This window comes from Polyangium mundeleinium, from assembly GCF_028369105.1.
GTDB classification, from domain to species: domain Bacteria; phylum Myxococcota_A; class Polyangia; order Polyangiales; family Polyangiaceae; genus Polyangium; species Polyangium mundeleinium.
On sequence record NZ_JAQNDO010000001.1, the window covers coordinates 620,850 to 646,559 of the forward strand.

Below are 25,710 nucleotides of genomic sequence, written 5' to 3' on the forward strand. Positions count from 1 at the left end.
GCGGCAAGCAACCGAGCGGCGGGTTTGTCCTTCTGGACCCTTTGCGAGGGCGTACGGGCGCCCCCGACCTTGTCACACGCGGGGCTGTACGCTACGTACGTTGCCCCCGGAGATCCCGAGGTCCTGGGAGGCCCTGGGGATGCTATATACGTCCACGCAAACGCACAGGAGAGCGAGATGTACGTCCCCGACGTGGTGATCCGGCCTCGGCTCGAGATTCTAGCGAAGGCTCCCGTCCCCACGCAGACCGGTTTGTTCGAGATGATGGTGTTCCGGTATGGTGAGCAATCCGCCGAAAGCGGGCTCTCCCCGGACCATGTGGCGCTGGTGATGGGCGATGTGCGTGGGCGGTCGTCCGTCCTCGTCCGGGTGCACTCGGAGTGCCTGACGAGCGAGGTCTTCGGCTCCCTGAAATGCGATTGCCGTGGGCAGCTCGAAGCGGCGCAGGCCGAGATCGCGCGGCGGGGGCAGGGCGTCGTCGTGTACCTGCGCCAAGAGGGCCGGGGCATCGGCCTTTCGAACAAGATCCGCGCGTACGACCTGCAGGCGCGGGGGCACGACACCGTGGACGCGAACCGGATGCTCGGGCTCCCGGACGACGCGCGGGATTATGCGCCGGCCGCGGCGGTGCTGGAGCACCTCGGCGTCGCCTCGATCCAGCTCATGACGAACAACCCGCTCAAGGTGCAGGCGCTCCGGCAGCTCGGCACGCGGGTCGAGGCGCGCGAGCCATCGATTGTCGGGACGAACCCGTTCAGCCAGGGGTATCTGGAGGCGAAGCGGGTGCGGATGGGGCATTCGCTGCCGCCGGTGGACGCGGCCTTGATCGCCTCCGCCGAGAACATCGACGCCGAGTGACGTTCAGCCGCCCGACGGCTTCTTCGCCGCGCCCGCCTTGAGACGCGCCTTGAGCCGCGACGCGTAGCCCTCCTTGTTCTCCTGCTTCACCCGCGAGATGGCGAGCGCGTCGTCCGGCACGTCGCGCGTGACCGTCGTGCCCGTCCCCACGTACGCGCCCACGCCGATCCGCACCGGCGCGATGATCTGCGAATCGCTGCCGACGAACGCGCCCGCGCCGATCTCGGTGCGGTGCTTCTTGAACCCGTCGTAATTGCAGAAAATGGTCCCCGCGCCGATATTCGCGCCCTCGCCGATGTCGCCGTCGCCGAGATAAGCGAGGTGATTCGCCTTCGCCCCGCGGCGGACCACGGTCTTCTTCGTCTCCACGAAATTGCCGATGTGCGCCTCGGCCTCGACGCGGCTCTCGGGGCGCAGGTGCGAGAACGGCCCGATTTGCGCATTCTCGCCGATCGTCGAATCACTCGCGATCGAATAGGGTTTGACCAGGGCCGAGGGCGCGACCTCCACGTCCGTCAGCACCGAGCCCACGTCGATCCGCGCATTCGCCCCGATGCGGGTTTTCCCGCGGAGCACCACGTAATGCTCGATCACCGCGTCCGGCTCGACGACCACGGTCGCGTCGATCCGCGCCGTCGCTCGCACCGTCGCGCCCGCGCGCCGGATCCGGTCCGCGATGCGCCCGTACAGAATGTCCTCGGCCGCGGCGAGCTGCGCCCGGTCGTTCACGCCCACGAGCGCCGCCGCGCTCTCGGCCCGCACGGAGGCGACCCCGCCCGCCTTCGACGCGACGGCCACGATATCGGTCAGATACAGCTCGCCCTGCGCATTGTTCGGCAAGAGCCCCGCCACCGATTCTCGCAAAAACCCCGCGCGCGCCACGTACACGCCCGTGTTCACCTCGCGCACGCGCCGCTCTTCCTCGGTCGCGTCGCGCTGCTCCCGCACGGCGAAGATGTTTCCCTCGGCGTCACGCAGCACGCGCCCGTAGCCCGTCGGATCCTCGGTCATCGCCGTCAGCATCGCGAGCGGCGCGCCGCCCTCGATCGAGCCCGCGAGCCGCACGAGTTCGGCCGGGTCGAGCAGCGGCGTATCCCCGCAGAGCACGAGCACGCGTTCGGCCGCGGGATCGAGCGCCGGCAGGGCCGACCGCACCGCGTCCCCGGTCCCGCGCTGGGCTTCCTGCACCGCCGTCCGCACGCGATCGCCGAACGCCTTGGTGAGGTGCGCGGCGAGCTCGTCCCGGCCATACCCCACGACGACCACGACGTCCCCGCACCCTGCGGCGAGCGCCGCTTCGATGGCGTAGTCGACCATCGGACGGCCGCAGAGCGTGTGAAGCACCTTGGGCTTCGCGCTCTTCATGCGGGTGCCTTGCCCGGCGGCGAGGACGATGGCGGTGAGGGAAGGGGAGGCTTGGGTCGTCATCGGCGCCGAAACTAGCACGGCCGCCCGGGACCCCCCAGCGATCGGCGAAACGGCCCTCGGGACCCCCGCGGGACGGACGGGCCGGCGCCGCGGACGTATCGAGCGCCATCCCATTGTCGCCATTGAATGGGTGTTGAAATGGGAAAAGGCCGTTCTGTCTGCAACCACGAATACGAGGTTGGTCTCACCGGGTGGTCTGTGGAGTGACCGCATTGCGTCGAAACCGTGCCGACGCGCAGTCTTTTTTCGGTGAATTGGACCTTTTTGATGATCTCTCCGTCAGGCGCAGTGTATGCACGAAGGGAAGGACGGAGGGAACCTCATGACCCGCTTCGCTCATGGATCGCTCGTGTCTCTCGTTCTCGTGTTCGCGTCGGCTTGCAGCAGCACCGAGGCCACGGCGCCCGCGGCGGTCAACGTCGAGGCCGAGGCAGTCGTCAACGCGGATCTCGGGGCGGAGGCGCTGGTCGAGGAGCACGACGAGGGGACGGTCGCCTGGCGCATCGACAACGACGGCCAGGTGAAGGCCGCGGTCAACGCCACGGCGACGGGGCGCGTCAAGGAGGACGTCAGCGGCTCGCTCGTCTACAAGGTCGAGGGCAGCGAGCCGCAGACGGTGCCGCTCGTGCTCGACGCGAAGACGGGCCTGCTCGTCGCGGCCGGACCGAAGCTCGAAGCGGATCTGACCGAGGTCGAGTACACGGTAACGGTCTCGGGCAAACCCTGGACCGGCGTCATGCACGTGCCCGTGGGCGGCACGGCGGAGCTCGTGGCGGGCGCCAAGGTGACGGCCGAGGCGAAGCTGCCCGACGAGACCGTGGGGCCCCACGGCGGCACGATCCAGATCGTCGGCGCGGAGCGGCTGGAGATGGTCGCGGACGCGGACACGGGCGAGACGCGCGTGTACGTGCTCGACGTGGACCTCAAGCCCGTGCGGATCGAGTCGCGCAGGCTCCGGATGGGCTTCGTCGCCGAGAAGACCACGTTCGTGAATTTCGACCCCGAGCCCTCCGGCTTTTATTTCTCGGCGCGGCTCGGGGCTTCGGCGGCGGTGCTCAATCCGCTGCGGGTCACGGCGTCGCTCAGCGTCGGCACGGTCACGCACGCGGCGATCTGGGGGTATCGACCGGGCATTCGTGTCTACGCCCCGAGCGCCAGGGTCAAAATCGCGGCCGCGCCGCGCATCCGCTTCAGCCTCCGAGGCGGCTTCGACAGCGGCGTCGACTGCTACGGCCGCGCCCACGTGAAGGTGCACCACAGGGGCGACGACCACGACCACGACGACCACGATCACCACAGGAAGGGCAACAACGGTCGGCATTTCGGCCAGGACGGCACCTTCGCCCGCGACAGCGGCGGCTTCAAGTCGGACAACGCCGTGCACCCTGGCAGCAGCAGGGCGAAGGGCGGCGGCGACGACGATCGCGGCCACGATCACGTCAGCAGCGCGAAGAGCGGCGGCAGCTCGAAGCGCAGCAGCCATGACGATCGCGGCGGCGGGGACCGAAAGAGCGGCGGCGGAGACCGAAAGAGCGGGGGCGGGGACCGAAAGGGCGGGGGCGGCGACGCGAAGGGCGGCGGTGGCAAGGGCGGCAAAAAATAACCGCCTCGCGAGACGAATGTAGGGTTTTCACCCTCCTTCTGTCAGCTTCTCGTCACGATTGCACGAAATCCAACGACGCAGCGCAAGACGCGCATTGCGTCATGCTGGAAACGGCCTTTCCTCCTCTTGCCGGCTTTTCTGCGGTCGGGTAAAGATGGGCCTTCCCCCATGAAGGCCAAGCTCGTTTCGCTCTGGAACTGGTTCGAGATTTTCGCCGTCGTGACGGTGTCGACCGGCGCCGTCGCGGTGGTGTTTGTCACGACCGCACCCTTCGACCGCGTCCGCAAAATCACGGGCAGGTTCTTCCGCATTTGCGGCACGATGCTCGTCCGCTTGAATCCGCTCTGGAGCGTCAAGGTCTCCGGCTGGCAGAGGCCCAGGAACAGCGGGCCTTTTATTGTCGTCGCCAATCACCAGTCGATCGCCGACATCCCGGCGATCAGCTATTTGCCGTGGGAAATGAAATGGCTCTCGAAGGAGAGCAATTTCAAGGTCCCGGGCCTCGGCTGGATGATGAGCATGGCCGGCGACATCCCGCTCCGCCGCGGCGAGCGCGAGAGCGCGAAATCGGCGATGGAGCGCTGCAAATGGTACCTCGACCGCGGCATGAGCGTGATGATCTTCCCTGAAGGCACGCGCTCCTCGGACGGTGAGCTCAAGCCCTTCAAGGACGGCGCCTTCCGCCTCGCCCTCGAAACCGGCATCCCCATCCTGCCCATCGCCGTCGCCGGCACGCGCCACGCGATCCCCAAGAACTCGTGGGTCTTCGGCGTGAAATGCCAGGCCCGCATCGAGGTCCTGCCGCCCATCGACGTGAAAGGCATGACGCTGGACGACCTCGACACGCTCCGCGACCGCGTGCGCGGCGATATCTCGGCGGCCTTCGAACGCCTCGGCAAGTGGATGCCGACGCTGCCCTCCGAGGCGGACGGCGAAAGCGAGGCTCGCCAAGTCACGGCTCCGGCCGCGTTCGAAGCCTCGCCCCCCGCCTGAGCCTCACCGGCACATCGATATCAGCATCGTTTCGAGCACCGCCTGCGGAGAGCGTTTCGAGCCCTTGAGCGCTCGATCCGCCTCCGCGAGCAGGCGCACCCACGTGGGTAAGGTCCCCCGCGGCAGCGATTTCAACGTCTGCGCCGTCTCCTGCGCCTTGAACGGCGGAATGCCCGCGCGCGCGGCCGCCTCGTTCACGTTCGACCCCGCCCGCAGCGCCGAATCCATCTTCACCATTTTCCGCACGTTCGAGGCCACGAGCCCGAGCAACGGCAGCCCGCCGTCCTTCGAATCCACGACCTCCGCGAGCACCGCGAGCGCCTTGTCGAGCCGCCGTCGCGTGAGCGCGTCGACGAGGTCCCACACCGAGCCCGGGCGGACCTTCATCACCATCGTCACGACCGCGTCCTCCGTGATCGGCTTGCCCTCCCCGACGAACAAGCTCAGCCGCTCGATCGCGTCCGCCACGTAGCCGAGCTCCGGCCCGGCGATCTCCGCCAGGTGATCGGCCACGTCCGGCGCGATGTCGTGCCCCCGCTCCTTGGACATCTGCCGCACCACGGTCGGCAGCGCCTTGCGGCTCACGGGCTCGCAGTTGACGAGGAAGTCCTCCTTCTTCGCCGCCGTCACGATCTTGCGTTGCGCGTGGAGCTTCGACGCCGACAGCACGAGCACCGTCGTCGAGGCCGGCGCCTTCGCGTACTCGGCGAGCGCGTCGAGGGGGCTCGCGTCTTTCGCCCCGCGCTTGCCCTCCGAGGCGCTCTTGCCGCCGCCCTCGTCGTCGTCGCTGTCGCCCTTCTTCTCCCAGCGCTCGAGGCCCCGCGCCAGGACGAACCTGCGCTTGGCCATCATCGGCACCATCTTCGAGGCCGAGAGGACCGCGTCCACGCTCGCCTCGCCGGCGGTGAACTTGTCCTCGTTGAAGCCCGCGATGCCGCCCCGCATCGTCGCCTCGCGGAGGGCGTGCACCACCTTGTCGGCGAGGTACCGCTCCTCGCCGAGCACGAGGTAGACGGGCCGCAGGGTCCCTTTCGTGGCTTCCTGGATGGCTTGCTCGGGCGTCACGGGTGTCCTCGTTCGTCCCTTCGGAGGGGCGCGTCAAGCGCGGGAAGAGGTACCATGTCCCCCACCATGATCGACCGCCTCTCTCCGGCCGAACGTCCGCCGGGCCGGCCCGCCGGCTTCCAGCGGTGGCGAACCCTGCTCTTCCTGCACTGGGAGGTGCCGGCCGAGGCGATCGCGAGGCTCCTGCCCCCCGAGCTCTCGGTCGACACGTTCGAGGGAAAAGCGTGGGTCGGGGTCGTGCCGTTCACGATGCGGGACGTCGCGCCCCGCTGGTCTCCGTCCGTGCCGGGGATTTCGCACTTTCACGAGCTGAACGTCCGGACGTATGTGCATCTCCGCGGCAAGGATCCGGGCGTCTGGTTCTTCAGCCTCGACGCGGCCGCGACGATTGCGGTGGCCGTCGCGCGCGCCGGCTGGCACTTGCCGTACCACCGCGCCTCGATGACGCTCGACATCGCGGGGAACACCGTCGATTACCGGAGCAAGCGCCTCTTCCCCGGACCCACGCCGGCTGCATTCGAGGCGCGTTACCATGTCGGAGAATCGATCGGCTCCGCCAAACCCGGCACGCTCACGCATTTCTTCGCCGAGCGGTACATCCTTTACGCCCGCACCCGCTCGGGTTTGTCGCTCGGGCGCGTCCACCACGTGCCGTATCCGCTCCACGAGGTGAAGGTCGAATCGTGGCGCGACGGAATGGTCGCGGCCGCGGGCTTGCCAGCGCCCGCAGGCGAGCCGCTCGCGCTCTACAGCCCCGGCGTCGACGTCGACGTCTACAAGCTCGTGCCGGTCGTTTGAACCCCAAGCAGGCTGTTGATAAACTTGCTGCGCGCCCTGGATCGTCGGTCGTCGTCCTCGGAATACTCTCGTATTCCTGCGTCCTCCTCCCTGGCTCCAGGACGCTCGCGGCGTTTCTCAACAGCCTGCTACGAGCTCCGCGCGCCCGGTTTCTTCGCGCGCGTGAGCAGCCCCTGGAGCACCTGCGGATCGAGCGGCTTCATGAGCTGGTGATCGATGCCCGCCTCCTCGGCCTTGCGTCGATCCGCCTCTTGCCCGTACCCGCTCACGCCGATCACCAGCGCCTTTGACGTCGGCCTCGTCGCGCGCAGCCGCCGCGCCACCTCGAACCCGTCCATCCCCGGCAAGCCGATGTCGACCAGCACCACATGCGGACGAAACGTCGCCGCGAGCGAAACGCCTTCCTCGCCGCTCTGCGCGGCCCGCACGTCGTAGCCCCAGAGCCCGAGCAGCTCGGAGAGCATGTCCGCCGCGTCCGTGTTGTCCTCGACGACGAGCGCTCGTTGCGCGCTCGCCGGAGCCTCCTCCGCCGCGTGCGCCTTCGCGCTCGGGCCGTCGCGCCGCACGTGCGGCAGGCGCACCACGATCTCCGAGCCCTTGCCCACGCCCTCGCTCCGCGCCTCGACCGAGCCCCCATGCATCGAGATCAGGCTCTTCACCAGCGTGAGGCCGATGCCGAGCCCGCCCTGTGATCGATCGAGCGCACGTTCGCCCTGTACGAACAGATCAAAGACGCGCGGCAGGAGATCCTCGGGCATCCCGATCCCGTTGTCCTTCACGGTCGTGGTCACGCCCGCCGGGCCCTGCTCGACCGAGAGCGCGATCTGCCCGCCGTGCTCGGTGTACTTCGCCGCGTTGTTCAGCAGGTTCACGATCACCTGCTCGAGCCGCGTCGGATCTCCCTGCACGAGCACCGGCGCCGCCGGCAGCGACACCCGGAGCGTGTGGCCCGAGGCGTCGACGAGCGGCCGCGCAGCGTCCAACGCGCTCCGCACGATCGTCCCGAGATCCACGAGCTTCGTCTGCAGCGTGATCGTCCCGCGCGTGATGCGCGAGACGTCGAGCAGGTCGTCGACGAGACGCGACAGGTTGCGCGCCTGCCGCTCGATCACGCTCCGGAACCGCTCGACCCGCGCGTCGCCCTGCGTCGACATGCGGATCATCTCCGCCGCCGTCAGGATCGGCGCGAGCGGGTTGCGCAGCTCGTGCCCCAGCATCGAGAGGAACTCGTCCTTGCGCCGATCGGCCTCGCGGAGCGCCTCGTTCGCCTTCACGAGCTCGGCCGTCCTCGCCGCGACGCGCGCTTCGAGCTCGTCGTTCACCTGCCGCAGCGCCGCCTCCGCTGCTTTGAGCGGCGTCAGATCCGTGGCGACCCCGGTGAATGTCGGGTCGTCCTCGCCCGCGTCCTGGATCGACAACATCACCGGCAACTGCGCGCCGCTTGCTTGCGTGAACGAGATCTCCCCTTTTGCGCTCCCGCCCTTGGCCTGCGCGAGCAGCGCGGAGAGCTCCTCCGCCTCCTCGGGCCCGACGAACCCCGACAGCGACGCGCCCAGCACCTTGCCGAGCGGGCGCTCGAGCATCTCGGCGAGCTTGCGGTTGGCGAAGAGGATCGTCCCGTCCCCGGCGATCGTCATCGCGCCCTCGTTCAGGCTCTCCAGCAGCGTCCGATGCGCGTGATCGGCGCCTCTCAGCACGAACACGCGCGGCGCGCCGTCGGCGGAGATCACGAGCGCGTCCACCTCGCCCGCGCGGATCGCCGAAAGCGTTGCTTCGGCTTCTTCGACACGCAGGATGAGGTCGTGCGCGACGATCGGGTCCGGAGGTGTGGAGCTCGCCTCGGCGTCCTTTTTCGTCATGGATCCCCCTGTTCGTGCGGAGGAAGCCCGAGACCCACGAGGACACGCTGGACGTCGGAGAGCGAGCCGATGAGGCGCTGCACAGGCAGCGGCCGCTCCCGCACCAGCGTCGGCGCGGCGATGATTTGCGCGTCGCGCGCGAGCCACGGTTCCTGGTTCAGGTCGTGCACCTCGAGGTCGAAGCGACCCACGAGGTGCTCATCGCAGAGCCTCCGCACGTTGCGGATCGCCCATCGCGATCGGGGGGAGTTGCCGACGACGTAGAGCCGGAGGACGTACGTCTCCTGGAGATTGTCGGCGAGCGCCTGCTCCCAGGAGTCGTTCGTGCCTCCCGAGGCCGCTGGGGTGGTTCCTTCGCGGCGCCCGTCGTCTTGATCGCTCCCCCCCATGGTTGCTTTCTAGCGAGGCCGGATGTCGAGACCCACGAGCACACGCTCGGTGTTCGACAGGTCCCCGATGATCTTCCGGATGGGCTCGGGCAGCCGCCGCACGAGTGTGGGGATCGCCAGGATTTGATCCCCCTCTGCGAGCTGCGGGTGCTGGAGCAGATCGACGATCTCGATGCGGTATTTCCCTGCGAGGTGCTCCTCGCAGAGCCGCTTCAGGTTGGAGAGCGCGAGGAGCGACTTCCGCGTCTGGCCTGCGACGTAGAGCCGTAAGTCCCATACGTCGGGGCTCACGTCGGCGTGGATCCCGTTCACGGGGCTCGTCATCTGGCACCTCCATTCTGCTGCTTGCTCGGATCCGCCTGCCGAAGACGGGCCATCTGTTCACGGTCGCGGCTGAGGCTGACCTCGCGGCGTTTGTCCTGCTCCACGACGGCCAGGACCTCCTGCTCCTCTGCTTCGAACTCTGCCCGGAGCGCGAGGATCTGCGCCTCGACCTGGGCGCGCTTCCGCGTGAGATCGCGCTGCTTGCGCTCGATCTCCTGCTGCCGCGTGATCGACTCGGCGCGCTCCTTGGCTTCCTGCGCCTGCCGCGCCGACCCCGTGAGCACCCCCGAGGACCCCACGTACACGTCGAGCAGGTCGATCCCGTGGGATCCCATATGGAACTCGCGCACCTGGTTCGAGTGCGCCATGCCCCTCGATTTGAGCACGTAGAGCCCCCGGTTCCGCTCGCCGCTGCCTTCGAGGAACTGCACGAGCAGCCACGTATCCATGAGCGACGAGATCCCGATGTCCGTCCCTTCGAGCGTGCCGCTGCCGCCCGTCAGGCTCGTGAAGATCGTGGTGATCTCGCGGCTCTTCAGGAAGTCGACGAGCCGCATGAGCATCGCGCGCACCTCGAACTCCGTCGCTACCATGGAGAAGTTCGTCACGGGATCGATCACGACGACGTCCGGTTCGAAGGTCTCGACGAGCCGGTGCATGCTCGCGAGGTGCATCTCCAGCCCGAAGAGCGTCGGGCGGGAGGCCTGGAAGAGGAGCCGGCCCTGGTCGATCCACGGCTGGAGGTCGACGCCGATCGAGCGCATGTTGCGCACGAACTGGCCCTGCGACTCCTCGAACGCGAAGTAGAGGCAACGCTCGCCGCGGCGGCAGGCGCTGTGGACCACGTGCGCCGCCAGGCTCGATTTGCCCGTGCCCGGGGTCCCCGAGACGAGCACGCTCGTCCCGCGGTAGATGCCTTTGCCGTCGAGCATGGCGTCGAGGCGCGGCACGCCGGTCGACATGCGCGCCTCGGAGGCGTGGTGCGCGAGCCCGAGCGAGGTCACGGGCACGACCGAGATGCCTCCGGCGTCGATGAGGAACGGATACTCGTTCGTCCCGTGCATCGTCCCGCGGTATTTGACGACGCGCAGGTAACGCGTGGCGACCCGCTCGTGCACGCGTTGTTCGAGCAGGATCACGCAATCGGAGACGTACTCCTCGATTCCGTGCCGCGTGAGCGTGCCGTCGCCGCGTTCGCCCGTGATGACGGCGGTCACGCCGCGATCTTTCAACCAGCGGAAAAGCCTCCGGAACTCGGAGCGCAGGATGCCCTCATCGCCGAGCGCCGAGAACAAGGTCTCCAGCGAGTCGATGACCACGCGTTTCGCCCCGACCGAGTCGATCGCACAGGCGAGCCGCACGAAGAGGCCATTGAGGTCGTAGTCCCCGGTCTCGAGGATCTCGCTCCGCTCCACGTGCACGAAGTCGATCGCCAGCAACTTGCGGGCGACGAGCGCGTCGAGGTCGAAGCCGAGCGAGGCGACGCTCTGCGCGAGCTCCACGGCGGTCTCCTCGAACGCGAGGAAGACCCCTGGCTCGCCGTGCTCGGTCGCGCCGCGGACCAAGAACTCCATTGCGAAGAGTGTCTTGCCCGATCCCGCGCTCCCGCATACCAGCGACGTGCGTCCCCTCGGGAGTCCCCCGACCGTGATTTCATCGAAACCCTTGATACCGGTCGGAGTTTTTTTTAGAACATTGGATGATTCTACCGTCGTGCTCAGAATCTTGACAGATTCGTATGTGTCCATACGAGTCCAACTCCCAGTCGATGGCCCAATCGTTCACGGCTCGGCCCGCGCCGAGCCGCTCGTGCGTCCACGGAGCCCGCAGGATCCGTAGGTGGCATATCCTTTCTTTGATTTCCCCCATCGCACAGGTGCAACCACTGTGCGAGACAGGATACTGGTTGTCACGGCTCCCTACCCCCTGTCCGTTCAACGACGACGATATCGTAGGAGGAGAAGGGAATGTTGTCGAAAGAAAATCGCTCGCCGTGTAGGCCTTAATCCTGCTTCACCTTCCGCAGGAGCTCCTTCGTCAGATTCTTCTGGTGCGACTCCAGCGTGCCACCGCCGATTTCCAGCAGTTTTGCGTCGCGCAGGAACCGCTCGACCTTGTACTCGTTGCAGTACCCCCAGCCGCCGAGGACCTGCATCGCGTTGTCGGCGACCTCCTTGCCCACCGGCGCCGCGAAGAGCTTCGCCGCGTCCGTGCCGATGCGGTTGCGTTTGGCCGGGCCGACGTCCCGCGCCACGCAGTAGACGAGCGCCCGCGCGGCTTCCGTCTTCGCGAAGCTCTCGCCGATGTATCGCTGGATCTGCCCGTGCTCCGCGATCGACTTGCCGAAGCTCGTCCGCTCCGCCGCGTACCGCACCATGATGTCGAGGCAACGATCCGCGATGCCGAGGCTCATCGCCGCCAGCGTGAGCCGCTCGAGCTCCAGGTTGCGCATCATGTTGCGCACGCCCCCGCCCACCGTGCCGAGCACGTTCTCCGCCGGCACGAAGACGTCGTCGAGCATGAACTCGCTCAACGTGCTCGCGCGCATGCCCATCTTCTCCGTCTTCTTTCCGACGGAGAACCCCGGCGCGTTTCGCTCGACGACGAACGTCGTCACCGCGTCCTCGACCTTCGCGTAGACGATGAACACGTCGGCATCGATCGCGTTCGTGATGAGCGCCTTGTGGCCCTTGATCACGAACCCGTCGCCCTCGCGCCGCGCCGTCGTGCGCATGCCGAGCACGTCGGTGCCGCTCGACGGCTCCGTCATGCCCATCGCGCCGATGCACTCGCCCGAGATCACCTTGGACAACCAGCGCTCACGCTGCGCTTCGTTCGAGGCGTAGTAGAAGTTGTTCACGAAGAGCACCGCGTGCGCGAGGTACGCGAGGCAGAAGCCCGGATCGCTCTTCGACAGCTCATGGTGCACGACGACCGAGCCTACGGCGTCCATGCCCGCGCCCCCGTCCTTCTCCGGGATCGTGAGGCCGAGCAGGCCGAGCTCGCCCGCCTGCCGCATCAGAGGGACGTTCAGCGTGCCCTTGCGATCATGTTCTTCCGCCTGCGGCTCCACCACGTCGCGGACGAAGTTCCGCACCATCTGGCGCAGCATCCGATGCTCTTCGGTCGGGTTCTCGAGGTCGAAGACGACGTCGCTCATGCGCGCGACACTAGCACGAGAGCACCGTTTTCCCGCCAGTCGACACTCGGGGCTACGCCCGGACAAGCCTGGCTACGCCCCGAACCCCATGCGACGCACCTTCCCACTCCCGCCGGGCACGCCCTTCGCAACGGCGCCGGACGATGCTGGTCTTCTGGGGACTCACCGTCGGCGCCTTCCTCGCCTGGTTGCTCGCAGTGACGGGCGTCTACGAGGCAGGCCCGTGGATCCACCTCCTGCTCGTCATCTCCATCGCCTTCGCCGTGACGGGCCTCCTGTTTCGCCCGATTGGCCGGCGCTGAGGAAACGAGGAAAACCTTCCCCGCGCCGCGCACTGGGCCTATACCCGGGCCCGTGCGCCCCGAAAGCCTGTTTTTCCGGCCCGATGACCTCGTCCTTACGGGCCCGACCGGCCGCCCCCCCGTCACGGTCCGCTGGCTCGGCACGGCGGGCTTCGAGATCACCTGCGAGGACCACGTCCTCCTGCTCGACCCCTACGTCACGCGTGCCTCGCTCACCCGGTGCATCACCTCTCCGCTCGCCCCGGATCTCGGCGCGATCGGGCGCTACATCCGCCGCGCGGACGCGGTGATCGTCGGCCACACGCACTTCGACCACGCCCTCGACGTGCCCGCCATCGCCAAGCGCACCGGCGCGCGTGTCTTCGGTTCCCGCTCCGCCGCCGCGCTTTGCCGCGCCGCGGGCGTGCCCGAGGCCCGCGTCGACATGGTCGAGCGCGCGCCCGGACAAGCGCCGATTGTCGCCGAGGTTGGCCCCTTCCGGCTGCGCTTCGTGCCGAGCGCGCACTCGCGCTTCGCCCTCGGCCGCGTGCCGTTCCCCGGCGACATCGACGACTGCGACGCCGTCCCCGTCCGCGCCGAGGGCTACCGCTGCGGGGCCGTCTTCCGCGTCGAGATCGAGGTCGCTGGCCGCACGATCGTGCACCTCGGCAGCGCCGAGCTCTTGCCCGACGAGCCCGCGCCGCGGCACGTCGACCTGCTCCTGCTTTGTGTGGCGGGCTGGCGCAGCGGGGTCGATCTGCCCGAACGCGTGATGCGCGCCGTCTCGCCCGCGAGCGTGCTCCTCTCGCACTGGGACGATTTCTTCCGCCCGCTGCACGAGCCCGTGCGCGCCTTGCCGGCCGTGGGCCTCGGTCCGCTCGCCGAGCGCCTCACGCGCGCGTCGCGGGACGTGCGCGTCGGCGCGCTCCCGCTGCTCGGCGACCTCTTCCTTTGACCTGAAACGGCTTACTCGTCGCGCGCCCGGATCGCCGCGTTTCCGTCGGGCGCGTGGTAGACCTCGATGACCCGCGAGGTCACGAGGTGCTCGAGCATGCGGCGGCGCGCGTCGGGCGAGGGATCGAGCCGGTTCGATTGCCAGCGCGTCACGAAGTAGTTCGCCCCGACGTACCCGTTGCGCAGCCTGCGCTCGGCCGCGCGCAGCTCCTCGATGAACACCGACTCGTCGTCCGACGGCTGGTACGAGGGCGGCGCGGATTCGGACGCGTCCGGGTCTGCCTCCTCCGCGTCCTCGCACTCCTCGTGGATCGCCTCACGGGGCACCGACCCTGCGGGCGGCGTCGGCACGGCGGGTGGAATTTCCTCGCTCGCCCAGCGCGGCTCGGGCCCGGGCGGCGCGGGCGCGCCGGAGCCCTCGTTATCCTCGAAAAACGAGATCCCTTCGAGCAGATCGATGTGATCGAACGCCGCCTTGCGCAGCCGAATCGACAGCCCTGCGCGCCCCCAGGTCGACACGTACGCCTGGCGGCCGAGCTGCCGCACGCCTTCGACGGCCGGTGCGTGATCGGAGTCGCCCGAGACGAGGACGAGCACGTCGAACGCGTTGACGGCCGCGAGACGGAGCATGTCCGCGACCATCGAGGTGTCGACCTCTTTTTCCTGTGTATACCGGTTCTCGGCGCCGCACGCGGCACACTGGAACATCGTCGTTTTGCGTGGGAAACGCTTCACGAAAAAGCCGGGCTGCACTTCGAGCATGTCGAGGAAGCCCGCGAGCTTCTTCTGCCCTTCGGTCACCGCGGCCGAGCCGATCTCGACGCCGGTATAGTAATAAGCGCCCCAAAGCAGCGAGCCGCCTACACGATCGACCAGCCAGCGCGAGAGTTTGGGAAACGCGAGCCTCCGACCTCCGGCCTCGTCACGCCATCCGGAGTGGAAATTCTTGCCGTCGAAGAAAATACAGACGCGCATCTCACCGCCGCTTGAACCAAAGAAAACCGGTGCCCCCCGGCGAAACCGGTCACGGCCATTCGAGCGATCCCTTCACGCGATCGCGGGGGCGGGTGTCTTAGTCCGAGGCTCCTCGTCCGGTCAACCCGCTCTACGGCCGAAAAAAACGGCTTCTGCGTTGCAGGACGCCCGCCCACCGGGCCCGCTCACGCTTTCTCCGTCATCGCAGTGTTATGGTCGGCCGTACCCCCGATCCGGCGACGTGTTGACGACGCGGCGCTCCGTCCCGCTTGTGCCTCATTTGGCAGCACCCAAACGATCTCGACTCGCGCCTCGGCCTCTGCCGGGTATTCTTGGGGGCGCATGCCCGGTCCTGCCCTCGATCTTTCGCTCGCGCTCGACGTCCGGAGTGTCGCTCCGGGCGCCCCGCAGCGCGCGCACCTCGTCGTCGAGGTCTCGGCCGCGCTCCCCGAGGACGAACGGCACGAGCGGCCGCCCCTCGCGCTGGTGTTCGCGATCGATGTCTCCGCGTCGATGTGGGGCCAGCCGATGGAGCAGGTCGTCCGTTCCATCGAACGGATGGTGGAGCTGCTCGATCCCACCGATCGCGTGGGGATCGTCTCGTTCTCCGAAGGCGCGGAGGTCGTCGCGGAGCTCGAACAGCTCGACGCGGCCGCGCGCCGCAGGCTCGCGGGTAGCTTGCGTCGTATCGATCCCGAGGGCGGCACCGACATGGAGAGCGGCCTGCGCGTAAGCCGCAGCGCGCTCGGCCCGCGCGTGCCCGCGGAGCGACGGGGCATCCTCCTGCTCAGCGACGGCGATCCGACGCTCGGAGATCGGCGCCCCGAGGCGCTCGCCGAGATCGCGGCTTCGTTTCGCGCGGACGCGGCGGTCTCCACGCTCGGCTACGGCGAGGAGCACAACGAGGACATCCTGCGGCGCATCGCGGTCGCGGGTGGCGGCCAGTATTATTACGTGCGGGATCCAGCGCTCTGCGCGACCGAGCTCGCGCTGGCCGTGGGCGCGACGGGCGACGCGGTCGCGGAGGGCGTGTCGGTCGATGTTTCGCCTGCGCGCGGCGTCGACATCATCCGCATCGCGGGCGACGTGCGCGTGCGCAAGACCATGGGCGCGGCGCGCGTGGAGATGCCGGACCTCCAGCCGGGCGAACGTGCGTCGCTGGTCATCGAGGTCGTGATCGAGCCCGGCGCCTCGGTGCATGGGGCCTTCGAGGTCGTGCGGACGCGCCTCGCGCATCGCCGCCCCGGCGCGACGGACGTCCACGTCCTCGATCGAACGATCGGCGTCGACGTGCAGCCCGGCGCGCCCGAGCGCGACCCGGCGGCGCGCGCGCGGGTGCTCGTCGCGCTCGCGGAGGAGGCACGCACCGCGGCGCGTGTGCTCGCCGATCAGAGCTCGTTCGAACTGGCGGCGGCGCTGCTCCGGCGCGCGGTGGATGGCATGCGCGCCGAGGCCGATCTCGAAGCGGAAGACGGCACGCCGCTCGGCGAGACGATCGCGCAGCTCGCGGAGGAGGCGGAGGTGCTCGCGAAGAAGCCGAACCCTGCGGCCTATCGCCTCTTCCGCAAGGCCCAGGCGGGCCGCGCCGCCGCGGCCTCGCGCCGCGCGGGGGCGAGCCAGGCGGGCCCCCTCAGCCGCCGCGCCATGGCCACGGTCGCCGGAAACCTCCCCCGCGCCCGCCTGCTCGTCGTGAAGGGCCAGGGCCCGAAGGACGGGTATCGCCTCGAAGGCATGACGATCACGGTGGGCCAGACGAACCACGCGCAGATTCGCCTCGAAGGCACGGACGTGTCGCGGGAGCATTGCTCGATCGTGGGCCAGGACGGCAAGTTTTACCTGACCGACCTCGGGGGCGGCAGCGGCACGTTCGTCAATGGCAAGAAGCTCACGGCGCCGGCGGCGCTCAAGCCCGGGGACGTGATCGGGGTCGGGGACTACGAGCTCAAATACGAAGAAGAACGATAGTGGAAAGGCCCACCCGGGCCTCGTGCGTTCCGGCTTTTGCTTCCCATGCGCCTCGATCTTCGCCCCGCTTTCCTCGTCGCCGCCCTCACCTCGACCGCCGCGGGCTCCCTCGCCGCATGCAGCTCCTCCGAGGCCAAACCGACCGGCGGGGAAGCCGCGCCGAGCACCACGGAGGCCGTTCCCGCGGGGTCCACGTTGCCCGTGGTCGCGGAGGCGATCGTGGAGGCCGTCGCGGAAGCGGGAGCGGACGCGGAAGCAGACGCAGCTCCGGCAGCGATTGCGGACGCGGGCGCGGATGCGGAGGCCGACGGCGGATCCCCGCCGGTTTGTCCTCCCGAGATGCTCAAGACCGGCCGCGCTTGCGTCGACCGCTGGGAGGCGCACCTCGCCACGAAGACCGTGGACGGCGTGGTGACGCCGTGGCCCCATTACGATCGCCCTGAAAAGGGCACGTTTTACCTCGCCATGAGCGGAGCGGGCTTCTACCCGCAGGCGTACATCAGCCGCGTCGAGGCGGCCGAGGCTTGCGCGCACGCGGGCAAGCGCCTCTGCAGCCGCGCTGAATGGACGCGGGCCTGCAAGGGCCGCAAGGGCTACCGGTATCCGTACGGCAACAAGGGCCAGCGCGGCGCTTGCAATACCGGCAAGCTCCACCTCCTCGAAAAGTTTTACGGCCGGAGCCGCGGCGCCTGGACGTACGAGGTCTTCAACGACCCGAAGCTCGACCGCGAGCCTGGGTTTCTCGCCAAATCGGGCGAATACGAGACCTGCGGCAGCGACGAGGGCGCCTTCGACATGGTCGGCAACCTCCACGAATGGGTGAGCGACGCCGTCGGCTCCGATATCGAAGACGTCATGGCGCGGGACGAGGTCGAGCGAAAGAAGCAGCCCTGGAAAGTGGGGAATGGCATCTTCATGGGCGGGTTTTTCAGCACCACCCTGGAGCACGGCCCGGGCTGCTCGTTCACCACGATCGCCCACGAGCCGACCTACCACGACTATTCGACGGGCTTCCGCTGCTGCATGGACGCGCCTGGGGTCGAGAAGAAGCCTCGCAAGAAGAAGCGCTAGTTCGGCTTGGGATCGGGCGCGGCCGTCCCATCCGGCGCGGCCGTCCCGGGCACTTCGTTCGTGGCGGGGGCGATCGGGCCCGTGGGCGTGCGGGGCGGTTTGTCCTTGGGCAGAGGCTCGCGGCAGGCGGCGGCGAGCGTCAGGGCGGCGAGGAGGAGGCCATTGCGGACGACGGGTCGCATACCTTCGATGTGACGAGACCCGCCTGCCTCGTCAATCGGGCGAAACCGACGTTTCAGGGCCCGGGGGCCGTCCCGGGCGGCGCGGCTGGGGGGGCGGCGAGCGGGACCGCGGGGTCGGGCGGGGGCGGGGGAGGGGGCGCGCTCGGCACGGGCTTGCGGGCGCGCTCGTCCTCGATCACCTTCGCGAGTTGTTTTTGTAGCGATTGCCGCAGATCGATCCATTGCTCGTCGGCGTAGTCCTTGGCGCTTTTCGCGTAGATCGTCGCGTACGGCTCTCCGCGTGTATCCTCCTCGGAGACGTGGCCGTAAAGGTATCCATTCCGCACATCCAGGACGAACGCCTCGACGTACCCTTTTACCTCGGTATCGACGAACGGCACGAAGAGCACGGGCAAAAGCAGGGCGGTCGTGGCGACGAGGGGATTGGCGCCCATGTTGCGGTAGCCGTGGTCCACGATGACGAGCACGTCGGTGTTCGCGCGGGCCGCCAGCAAGCGGAGCTTTTTCAACGAGATGTCTTGCGGCGGTCCGTAGGGATACCCATTCCCATGCCCTTCGGAGAGCCGCCGTTGCCCGGTGACGAGCAAGGACGGAATACGATAGACGCTGGTGACGCCGGGCAGCCTGCCGAACACTCTTTCCAGGTCTCCGGCGACCTCCGGATCGAGCGTGTAATAGGCGAGCCGGATCGCGCCGGCGGGCATCTGGGGCCGGGCTTCGAACGCCTTGCGGATATCCTCGTCGTCGATCTCGGCCTCGCGATCCATCTCGAAATTGGTGTTTCGTGCGGGCGTGTAGCTGGTCCCGCAGCCCGCGAGGACGGTGAGCGCGAGGGCGCAGAGGGCGAGGGAGGCGAGGCGAGGCATGGCGGTCCTTTCCGTGCGGGAGAACGGCGCCCGCGGCGTGAGCTTACACGCGTATCCCCGCGGCGTACCACGTCTCGATCCCCCTTCCGTCCTTTCGAATTCCATGCTCACCATGGGGGAGCATGGCCGACGCCCTGTCCGATCGTGGGCAATGGAAAGAGTCCTGGAAGACGGACGCCTGGGAGCTCCTCATGACGAGCCCTGCGCACGGCGTGTTTTTCACCCGCGTCTCGGGGTACGCGGACCTCGACTGCGCGCTGCACGTGATGCGCGCGTTCGACCGCCTCGCGTCGCACACGCTGGGCGACATCGAGGTCTTCCACGATTGGGAGCTCGTGACGGGCTACGACAGCATCGTGCGGCAGGAGTTCGTGCGCTGGGCGCAGGAGCACCCGAAGCAGGGAGACGCGCACGTCCTCGTGAAGTCGCGTATCGTGGCGATGGGCGTCTCCGTCGCGAATGTCGCGCTCGGCGGCAGAATCAAGGCCTATGCCGACCGCCCCAAGTTCGAGCGGGCCCGGACCGAGACGATCGCCGGCAAGCGCAGGGCCTCGATTCCGGGCTAGAGCGGTCGTCACCCCGTCTTCGTTTCCTCTTCGGTTTTTTTTCTTCCCACCTGGATTCCGCTTCGCCAAACGCCTCATCCTCGCCTTCTCCGCGGCGTCGCACGGCTTCGAGTGCGAAGTCGGACGTGGAGGCGGAGATCGGACTCGGAGGCGGACCCGGGGAGGTGAATAGGGGTCACGAAGTGGCGTCGAAGGAGGCATGCTTGCCTCCTCCACGCTTGGTCCGCGTCTTCGCCGCCCGCTTTTCGCGGGCCTGTTTTCCGCGATCGCTGTCACGCATGCGTCCATCGCGCTGGCCGATCCGATCGAATTGAGCGCGCCGATCGACGTCGGCGCGACGCTCCCCGCGATATCCGAGCCTCCGGACGGCCAGGGCGAGTTCCTCGACGAGCGTCGCGACGACTACGCGGTCGCTGCGCACGGCTCGTCGACGCTCGTCACGTGGGTCGAAGGCGTACGCGATCTCTACGCCGCGATCGTGGACGCCGAGCAGGGCGTCGTCGTCCCGCGGTTCCTCGTGTATTCGGGAGAGACGCGGCTCTACGCGGTGCGTGCGGTCTTCGCGGACGGCGCGTATCGCATCGCGGTCGGAGACCTCGATGGTCTCAATGTCGGCACACGTCTGTTCGCGGTCGACGAAGCGGGGACGGTGGGGGACCCCGAAACGTACGGGCTCGCGGAGCAGGGCCTCGTCGAGTGCAGTCCGCTCGCGCTCGAGGCGCGGAGCACCGGCCTCGTGCTCTCCTGCACGAACGGTCCCGTCGCCGCGATCACGAAGGCAGGGTCGAGCACGCTGTTCTGGCCGACCGGCTCGCCGCTCGTCGACGTCGCATGTCGGGCCGCGCAATGCGTCGCGGGCTTCCAGCTCAACGGATCGGATCCGTCGCTGAACGTCGCGCTGGCCGCGCTCGACGACGCGAACACGAATCCGAAGCCGACGTACCTCGGCTTCCGCGACGCGACCTCCGCGCGCATCGCGGTGGCGCTCACCGGCGCCGGGACGCTCGCCGTCTCGTGGTCGTATTTCCTCCCGGCCGGCGACCCGAGCGGACAAAACCGCGAGCATCTCCACGGGTTCTTCCTCGCCGCGGACGGCACGATCCGCGCGCTGGACAATCTCGCGGAGGCGCCGGGGATCCGCGACCCACGGCTCGCGACGAACGGGACGAGCATCGCGCTCGCGTATCGTGCGAATGGCGGCGGCTCGTCGATCGTCACGCTCGACGCGGATGGAGCGCCCCGCGAAGAGACGGCGGTGATCACGACCCAGCCATCGCTCGATATTCGTCTCGCGGCGTCGTCCGACGGCTCGTACGCGCTCGCGTACGACGACGGCGCGACGCTGTTCGTGCGAACGGTGCGTCTCGACCCGCCTGGCACGACACCGACGACCACGCCGACGAGGACGGAGACGAGCGGCGGGTGCGCGGTGACCGGGGGCAGAGCATCGTCCTCGGCGGGCGTCGTGCTCGTCGTCGCGTTCGGCGCCTCGCTCGTCGCGCGTCGACGGCGCCCCCTTCAGGGCTCCGCATCCTTGCAGCACCGCACCCCGGTCGAATAATCGAGGTAGCTCCGCGGATGGGCCGTCACCACCGCGTCGCATCCCGACCGCGTCGACCGCGCATAAAACCCGCCTGCGAACGCCCCACTTCCTTCGTCGACCCACTCGTCCAGGTTGCCGACCATATCGTAAATCGCGTCGTTCCCCCAGCGGCTCCGGCACACCGGCGTCGCGCCCGTCCTCCGGAACAGCGGCGCCTCCCCGACGCGCACGTGGTTCAATCGTGGATCGAGGTGCCCGATCGACGCATTGTCATGCAGAATCGCCGCCGGGTGCGCCTCCCGGAACACGTTGCACGCCCCCTCCACGTACGTATCCCCGTACGGAAAAGGTGTATCGTCCTGCCCCCGGCAAGCCATCACGAACTCCGGCAGCGTACACAGCCGCTTGCCCGCCGCCGCGCAGGCGCTCTCCGCCACGAGCCCCGTCAAATACCCGTTTGGCCGGGCCATCCGCCGCGGCACCGCCACCACGTTGAGCTTCTGCCCCCGCTGCCACCCGGGCAACAAGGGCAGCGGCATCGCCCGCGCGTGCACCCCGCCCATGCGGCTCCGCCCCGTCGACCAATCCCCCAGCGTGATCTCCATCAAATTCGGCGTCACCGGGAAATCCGGCGAAAGCGCCTCCCCGCTCGCCACGTCCACCATCGTCGCCTCGAACCGGTCCACGCAGAGCTTTCCCTGCACGAGCACCATTTCCGGCGGACACGGCCGCGGCGCCGTCGCCTTCACCTCCTCGACCTCCTCCGCGCCCTCCGCGCCGGCCCGCTCCACAGCCGCCCCGAGCCCCCGCACCACCCCGGCTTCCGGCACCACGTCCCGCCCCTCGGCGCGCGTCCCGAACCACCGCAAGGACCCGTCCGTCGCCCATCCGGGCTCCCCCACCACGCACGTCCCCGGCGCCGCCAGCGCGTCCACCTCGACGAACCCGCCCGGCTTCCCCGACGGATAAAACCGCGGCCCCGCCGACCCGTCCTGACAAACCCCCGCCGCCACCCCTTCCGGCCAAGCCGCCGCCCCGACCTCACGCCCCTCCTCGTCCAGCCAAACCACATACCGCCGCCCCTCGTCCGACAGCAGCGCCCCGCCCCCGGGCAGCCCCGACAAACGCACCCCCAGTTCCCCGGCCCGCACCTTCAGCGACGTCTTCGCGACCGGACCGAGCCGACCGGCCCCGTCCACCACGAATGCCACCACCTCCTCATCCGAGCCCACCCCCACGCCCGCCACGATCGCGCCACCCGCACCCCGCTCCACCGCGGCAAACCCTGGCCGAACCGGCGAGGCTGCGCTCCGCGCTCGCCCATTCGACAGCGCCGGCGCCCCCACCTTCCCCTCCTCCAAAAGCCCCGCCACATGCAGCCGCCCCCCGGACAGCTCCATCAACAACCCCTTCCCCTTCCCCCCGACCAGCGCCGCTCCATCCGGCCAAACCCGTCCCCGCCAAACCTCTGCCATCCCACCCGCCGGCGCCACCCGCCCCACATCCCCCCGCGCCACCCACACCGCCCCCCCGATCTTCCCGATCCCCGCCACGGCCCCGGCGCTCCGCCCGCCCGCAAAAATCTCCTCCTTCGACAAACCCTCCCGCACCCCATCCCCTTCCAGCACCCGCACCCGCCCCCCGGCCAGCGCCACCCCCGTTCCATCCGGCCACACCCGCGCCCAATGCACCCGCCCCCGCCGCGTCGGAAACGCCGCTCCCTCCTCCCGCAAACTCCCATCACGCCCGGCCGACCGCAGCCCCCGCCCATCACTCGTCGTAAAAAACGCCCGCTCCCCGGCCCACACCACGAGCCCCACATCATTGCGCCCCTGCCCCCCCATCCGCCGGGGCTCCGCCTCCAGAATCTTCTCGAAACCCGCCGCCGCCCCCGGCTCCACCGCACACGCCCCCCGCCCGAGCTTCGCCGCCGCCCCTCCGAGCCAGCTCACCTCACAGCTCCCACCCCTCGCCACCGGCTGCGTCAACAGCCCCGCCTGCGCCCCTCCCACCAGCCGCGGCGCATAAAACCCCTTCAACGCTCCCCATTCCAGCTCCCCCTCCACCACCCTCGATCGACTCTTCGCCTCGAACCTTCCATCCGCCCCAATCACCCCCCCACCCACCGCGGCCCACCCCATCCCCGTCGCCTTCCTCGCCCCCGACGGTTTGGCACTCTCATACCAAACAATCTCCACCCCCCGCGCCGACCCCCGCGCATCCACCACCCCCATCCCCTCCAGCGGCGGGACAAACCGCAACCCCGTCGCCGTCGCCTCCCCCTCGAACACCCCATCCCGCGACAACCACCGCACCGTCACCTCCACCGTCGGCCTCGGCGCAGCCTTCTTCACCACCTCCTTCTTCTTCCCCCCGGCCTTCTTCCCCCCATTCCCCTTTTTCCCCGCCGCCGGCGCCTTGCGATTCTGGACGAGGCGCGAGGTCGCCTCTTTTTTGGGGGCGGGGGTGGTGGGTCCTGTTGTTTGAGGGGCCGCAGGCCCCGAGTTCGGGGGAACCGCCCCCGCCCCCAAAAAAGAGGCGGCCCCGCGCCGATCCCCCGACCCCGCATGGGCCCCCACCGTCTCCACCGAGATCAACGCCACCCGTTCCCCGCTCACCGCAATCGCTTTCACATCCCCAACCCGCTCACACGCCCGGATCTCCGCCACCTCCGACGTCTTCTCGAACACCGACAAACACAACCGCTCCCCGTCCACCGACGTCACTAGCGCCCGCTTCCCGTCGCTCCGCGTGAACGCCAGCACCACGTTTTCATCCACGAGCCGCACGATCGGCCCCATCCGACCGGACTCCTCCACCCACCGCACATACCCCTCGGGCTCGCCCGCTGCCTGCGACACGAGCAGCGCCGCTGCCTCCCCGAACACCGGCTCCACCGACATCGGCAGGCCCGCCTCCTCCGCTGCGCCCAGCGGCAAACGCGTCACCTGCGCGCCCGCGGCCGAGCTCGGCACCCCCGCCGCTTGCGCCCGCTGCTCGCTCGGTGGCCCCCCTCCGCTCGGCTGCTGCCTGTCACGTACGCTCGCGCCCGAGCAGGCAGAGCTTCCGACGAGCAGCCAGAGCAGCAGAAAACTCGGGCCTTTTTGCACACGACGAGAGAGGGGGAGGCGCGCCACGATCGCGCCCACCTTAACGCGGACTTTGCCGGGCGTGCAGGAAGAGCAGCACGAGCGCGTCGTGTCCCTGGACGGCGGCCGCGTGCACGCCGTGCCGCTCGCGAGGTGTCCGCGCCGTACGTGCTCGGGGGCACGTCGGCTGCAATGTCCGACGAACGGCAGGGGGTTTTTCCGGATCGCGAGGGGCTTTCTTTCGAGTGCCTCCCCGCGTTCGGAGGCGATGCCTCTACCTCTCAGGAGGACTTTCGATGACGAAGACCATGCAGCTCACGATGCTCGGTGCCGCGGCCCTCATGACCCTTGGCGTGGGATGCGGGCGTGGCGAAAAACCCGCGCAGAGTGCGCAGCGGCGCCCGACGCCGGCCTTCGAGGCCGCTGCCCCCGCGGAGCAGGGGCAACCGAGCCCGTACTACGGTCAGGGCCAGGCAGGGCAATATGGCCAGGGCCAGGCGGGACAGTATGGCCAGGGCCAGGCGGGACAGGGCCAGGCGGGACAGTATGGCCAGGGCCAGGCCGGCCAGGACCAGGGCGGACATGCGGGCATGGGCATGATGAGCGAGCAGGAGATGTGCTCCTCGTTCGTCCAGCACTCGAACCTTCGCGTCGAGGACATCGAGGGGGGCGTCGCGATCATCGCGAGCCCCAAGGCGGGCGTGGACCTCTCCACCTTGCGCGGCGATGCGATCCACATCGCGTACACGATGAGCCCTCCAGCCGGCGAGCAGCACGCGGCGCGGCCCACCAGCGCGGCGGAGCGTTGCGCGCTCTTCGACCTCGGCCAGATGGCGGGCCGCTCGGGCCTCATCGAGCAGGGCAACGAGATTCGTATCCTCCTGCTCGCCCAGGACGCGAGTGGTGTGCCCAACCTGCGTAACCAGACGCGCGCCTTCGTGCGCCAGTGGGGCCAGGAGGGGGTTCAGAGCGGCCAGCAGAAGCCCCAGGACTAGAGCTGCTGAACCGGGGCTCGGCCCCAAATCCCTGAAGCAGGGCGGAGGCACCTACCCCCGCCCTGCTTTCCTTTCCTGCCCCTCGACCTGCCCGGAAAGGTTCGCTACCCTGAGCTCGTCATGAGCAAGAAGCTGGACGAGGAGCTCGCGCAGGCTGCGGGGATTGGACGGGACGACGACGGGCCGGCGGCGATGCCGCCCCTCACCGTGCCCCAGACGGCCGAGAAGGCGCGGCCGAAGAACAGCAGCTTGGGCCTTTTGATCACGCTGCTCGTCATGGGCGGCGCGCTCGTCGGCCTCTTCATGTTCGGCTTCAAGGAAGCGGCCATTTACGCGACGCCCGTCGATCAGCTCCTCGCGCAGCAGGACAAACTGATGGGCCGCAAGGTCCGCGTCGAGGGCGAGCTCGTGCCGGGCACCCTCGAAAAGCGCGACAAGCCTTGCGAGTATCGCTTCACCATTCATGGCAAGGACGGCAAGCAGACCTTGCCCGTTCGGTATCCTCAGTGCGTCATTCCCGACACGTTCCGCGACGTACCGACCGGCGGCGTGCAGGTCACCGTCGAGGGCTCGCTCAAGTCGGCGGCCGATTTCGAGGCCACGCTCGTCATGGCGAAGTGCACCTCGAAGTACGACCCCAAGACCCACGAGATGACGCAGGGCGAGGCGAAGGGGATGCCGATCAACTGATCGGAGCGGCTCCAAAGAAAAACGCCGGGCGCCCTGGAGAAGGGGCCCGGCGTTTT

At 68.8% G+C, this 25,710-nt stretch carries 23 protein-coding genes; 12 read left to right on the forward strand and 11 right to left on the reverse strand.

The window, feature by feature from the left end:
• The first annotated feature begins 177 nt into the window (after window positions 1-177).
• Entirely contained in the window at window positions 178-858 is a 681-nt protein-coding gene (ribA, locus tag POL67_RS02565; protein ID WP_271915168.1) for a GTP cyclohydrolase II, read from the forward strand.
• Window positions 859-861: 3 nt separating this feature from the next.
• Here ribA and glmU read toward each other — a convergent pair whose 3' ends face one another.
• Window positions 862-2,286 (reverse strand): bifunctional UDP-N-acetylglucosamine diphosphorylase/glucosamine-1-phosphate N-acetyltransferase GlmU, encoded by a 1,425-nt coding sequence (glmU, locus tag POL67_RS02570; RefSeq protein ID WP_271915170.1) that lies wholly within the window; start codon window positions 2,284-2,286, stop codon window positions 862-864.
• A 322-nt stretch (window positions 2,287-2,608) separates the two neighbouring features.
• On the opposite strand from glmU, the gene POL67_RS02575 reads away from it, so the two are divergent.
• On the forward strand, window positions 2,609-3,889 hold the full coding sequence (locus tag POL67_RS02575; RefSeq protein WP_271915172.1) for a hypothetical protein: 1,281 nt from the start codon (window positions 2,609-2,611) through the stop codon (window positions 3,887-3,889).
• 168 nt (window positions 3,890-4,057) lie between these two features.
• A complete protein-coding gene (locus POL67_RS02580; RefSeq protein WP_271915174.1) occupies window positions 4,058-4,882 on the forward strand; it encodes a lysophospholipid acyltransferase family protein in 825 nt (274 codons plus the stop codon).
• 3 nt (window positions 4,883-4,885) lie between these two features.
• Here POL67_RS02580 and holA read toward each other — a convergent pair whose 3' ends face one another.
• Window positions 4,886-5,947, reverse strand: a complete 1,062-nt coding sequence (gene holA / locus POL67_RS02585) for a DNA polymerase III subunit delta (RefSeq protein WP_271915175.1) — start codon at window positions 5,945-5,947, stop codon at window positions 4,886-4,888.
• A 54-nt stretch (window positions 5,948-6,001) separates the two neighbouring features.
• On the opposite strand from holA, the gene POL67_RS02590 reads away from it, so the two are divergent.
• Window positions 6,002-6,745: a YqjF family protein gene (locus tag POL67_RS02590; protein WP_271915177.1), complete on the forward strand. Its 744-nt coding sequence runs from the start codon at window positions 6,002-6,004 to the stop codon at window positions 6,743-6,745.
• 128 nt (window positions 6,746-6,873) lie between these two features.
• On the opposite strand, the gene POL67_RS02595 is transcribed toward POL67_RS02590, so the two are convergent.
• The 5 genes from POL67_RS02595 to POL67_RS02615 all read right to left on the reverse strand — a co-directional run bounded on the left by POL67_RS02595 (window position 6,874) and on the right by POL67_RS02615 (window position 12,477).
• Window positions 6,874-8,604: a hybrid sensor histidine kinase/response regulator gene (locus tag POL67_RS02595; RefSeq protein WP_271915179.1), complete on the reverse strand. Its 1,731-nt coding sequence runs from the start codon at window positions 8,602-8,604 to the stop codon at window positions 6,874-6,876.
• Window positions 8,601-8,993, reverse strand: a complete 393-nt coding sequence (locus POL67_RS02600; RefSeq protein ID WP_271915180.1) for a circadian clock KaiB family protein — start codon at window positions 8,991-8,993, stop codon at window positions 8,601-8,603. Before POL67_RS02600 ends, POL67_RS02595 begins: the two co-directional genes overlap by 4 nt.
• A 9-nt stretch (window positions 8,994-9,002) precedes the next feature.
• Window positions 9,003-9,317, reverse strand: a complete 315-nt coding sequence (locus tag POL67_RS02605) for a circadian clock KaiB family protein (RefSeq protein WP_271915182.1) — start codon at window positions 9,315-9,317, stop codon at window positions 9,003-9,005.
• On the reverse strand, window positions 9,314-11,065 hold the full coding sequence (gene kaiC / locus POL67_RS02610; protein ID WP_271915184.1) for a circadian clock protein KaiC: 1,752 nt from the start codon (window positions 11,063-11,065) through the stop codon (window positions 9,314-9,316). The genes POL67_RS02605 and kaiC overlap by 4 nt, the downstream gene beginning before the upstream one ends.
• A gap of 254 nt (window positions 11,066-11,319) precedes the next feature.
• Window positions 11,320-12,477: an acyl-CoA dehydrogenase family protein gene (locus POL67_RS02615; RefSeq protein WP_271915186.1), complete on the reverse strand. Its 1,158-nt coding sequence runs from the start codon at window positions 12,475-12,477 to the stop codon at window positions 11,320-11,322.
• 143 nt (window positions 12,478-12,620) lie between these two features.
• Between POL67_RS02615 and POL67_RS02620 the strand changes: the two genes are divergently transcribed.
• Window positions 12,621-12,779, forward strand: coding sequence for a hypothetical protein (locus POL67_RS02620; RefSeq protein ID WP_271915188.1), 159 nt, complete (start codon window positions 12,621-12,623; stop codon window positions 12,777-12,779).
• Window positions 12,780-12,831: 52 nt separating this feature from the next.
• Window positions 12,832-13,713, forward strand: coding sequence for an MBL fold metallo-hydrolase (locus tag POL67_RS02625; RefSeq protein ID WP_271915191.1), 882 nt, complete (start codon window positions 12,832-12,834; stop codon window positions 13,711-13,713).
• Window positions 13,714-13,724: 11 nt separating this feature from the next.
• Here the strand turns inward: POL67_RS02625 and POL67_RS02630 are convergent, their stop codons facing one another.
• Window positions 13,725-14,687, reverse strand: a complete 963-nt coding sequence (locus POL67_RS02630) for an NYN domain-containing protein (protein WP_271915193.1) — start codon at window positions 14,685-14,687, stop codon at window positions 13,725-13,727.
• A gap of 342 nt (window positions 14,688-15,029) precedes the next feature.
• Between POL67_RS02630 and POL67_RS02635 the strand changes: the two genes are divergently transcribed.
• Both POL67_RS02635 and POL67_RS02640 read left to right on the forward strand, forming a co-directional pair.
• On the forward strand, window positions 15,030-16,652 hold the full coding sequence (locus POL67_RS02635) for an FHA domain-containing protein (protein WP_271915195.1): 1,623 nt from the start codon (window positions 15,030-15,032) through the stop codon (window positions 16,650-16,652).
• A gap of 45 nt (window positions 16,653-16,697) precedes the next feature.
• Window positions 16,698-17,723, forward strand: a complete 1,026-nt coding sequence (locus tag POL67_RS02640; protein WP_271915197.1) for a formylglycine-generating enzyme family protein — start codon at window positions 16,698-16,700, stop codon at window positions 17,721-17,723.
• Here POL67_RS02640 and POL67_RS02645 read toward each other — a convergent pair.
• Both POL67_RS02645 and POL67_RS02650 read right to left on the reverse strand, forming a co-directional pair.
• Entirely contained in the window at window positions 17,720-17,905 is a 186-nt protein-coding gene (locus POL67_RS02645; RefSeq protein WP_271915200.1) for a hypothetical protein, read from the reverse strand. The genes POL67_RS02640 and POL67_RS02645 overlap by 4 nt on opposite strands.
• Before the next feature lie 53 nt (window positions 17,906-17,958).
• Window positions 17,959-18,771 carry a hypothetical protein gene (locus tag POL67_RS02650; protein ID WP_271915202.1) on the reverse strand — a complete coding sequence of 271 codons (813 nt, stop codon included), beginning with the start codon at window positions 18,769-18,771 and terminating at the stop codon, window positions 17,959-17,961.
• A 122-nt stretch (window positions 18,772-18,893) separates the two neighbouring features.
• Here POL67_RS02650 and POL67_RS02655 point away from each other — a divergent pair, with 122 nt between their 5' ends.
• Together POL67_RS02655 and POL67_RS02660 are read left to right on the forward strand one after the other, a co-directional pair.
• Window positions 18,894-19,337 (forward strand): hypothetical protein, encoded by a 444-nt coding sequence (locus tag POL67_RS02655; protein ID WP_271915204.1) that lies wholly within the window; start codon window positions 18,894-18,896, stop codon window positions 19,335-19,337.
• A gap of 199 nt (window positions 19,338-19,536) precedes the next feature.
• Complete coding sequence (locus POL67_RS02660) at window positions 19,537-20,898, forward strand: hypothetical protein (protein ID WP_271915206.1); 1,362 nt, start codon at window positions 19,537-19,539, stop codon at window positions 20,896-20,898.
• On the opposite strand, the gene POL67_RS02665 is transcribed toward POL67_RS02660, so the two are convergent.
• Window positions 20,856-24,017, reverse strand: a complete 3,162-nt coding sequence (locus tag POL67_RS02665) for a hypothetical protein (protein WP_271915209.1) — start codon at window positions 24,015-24,017, stop codon at window positions 20,856-20,858. The genes POL67_RS02660 and POL67_RS02665 overlap by 43 nt on opposite strands.
• A gap of 248 nt (window positions 24,018-24,265) precedes the next feature.
• Between POL67_RS02665 and POL67_RS02670 the strand changes: the two genes are divergently transcribed.
• Together POL67_RS02670 and POL67_RS02675 are read left to right on the forward strand one after the other, a co-directional pair.
• Window positions 24,266-24,964, forward strand: a complete 699-nt coding sequence (locus POL67_RS02670; protein ID WP_271915212.1) for a hypothetical protein — start codon at window positions 24,266-24,268, stop codon at window positions 24,962-24,964.
• 120 nt (window positions 24,965-25,084) lie between these two features.
• Window positions 25,085-25,654, forward strand: coding sequence for a cytochrome c maturation protein CcmE (locus POL67_RS02675; protein WP_271915214.1), 570 nt, complete (start codon window positions 25,085-25,087; stop codon window positions 25,652-25,654).
• The last annotated feature ends 56 nt before the right edge of the window (window positions 25,655-25,710 follow it).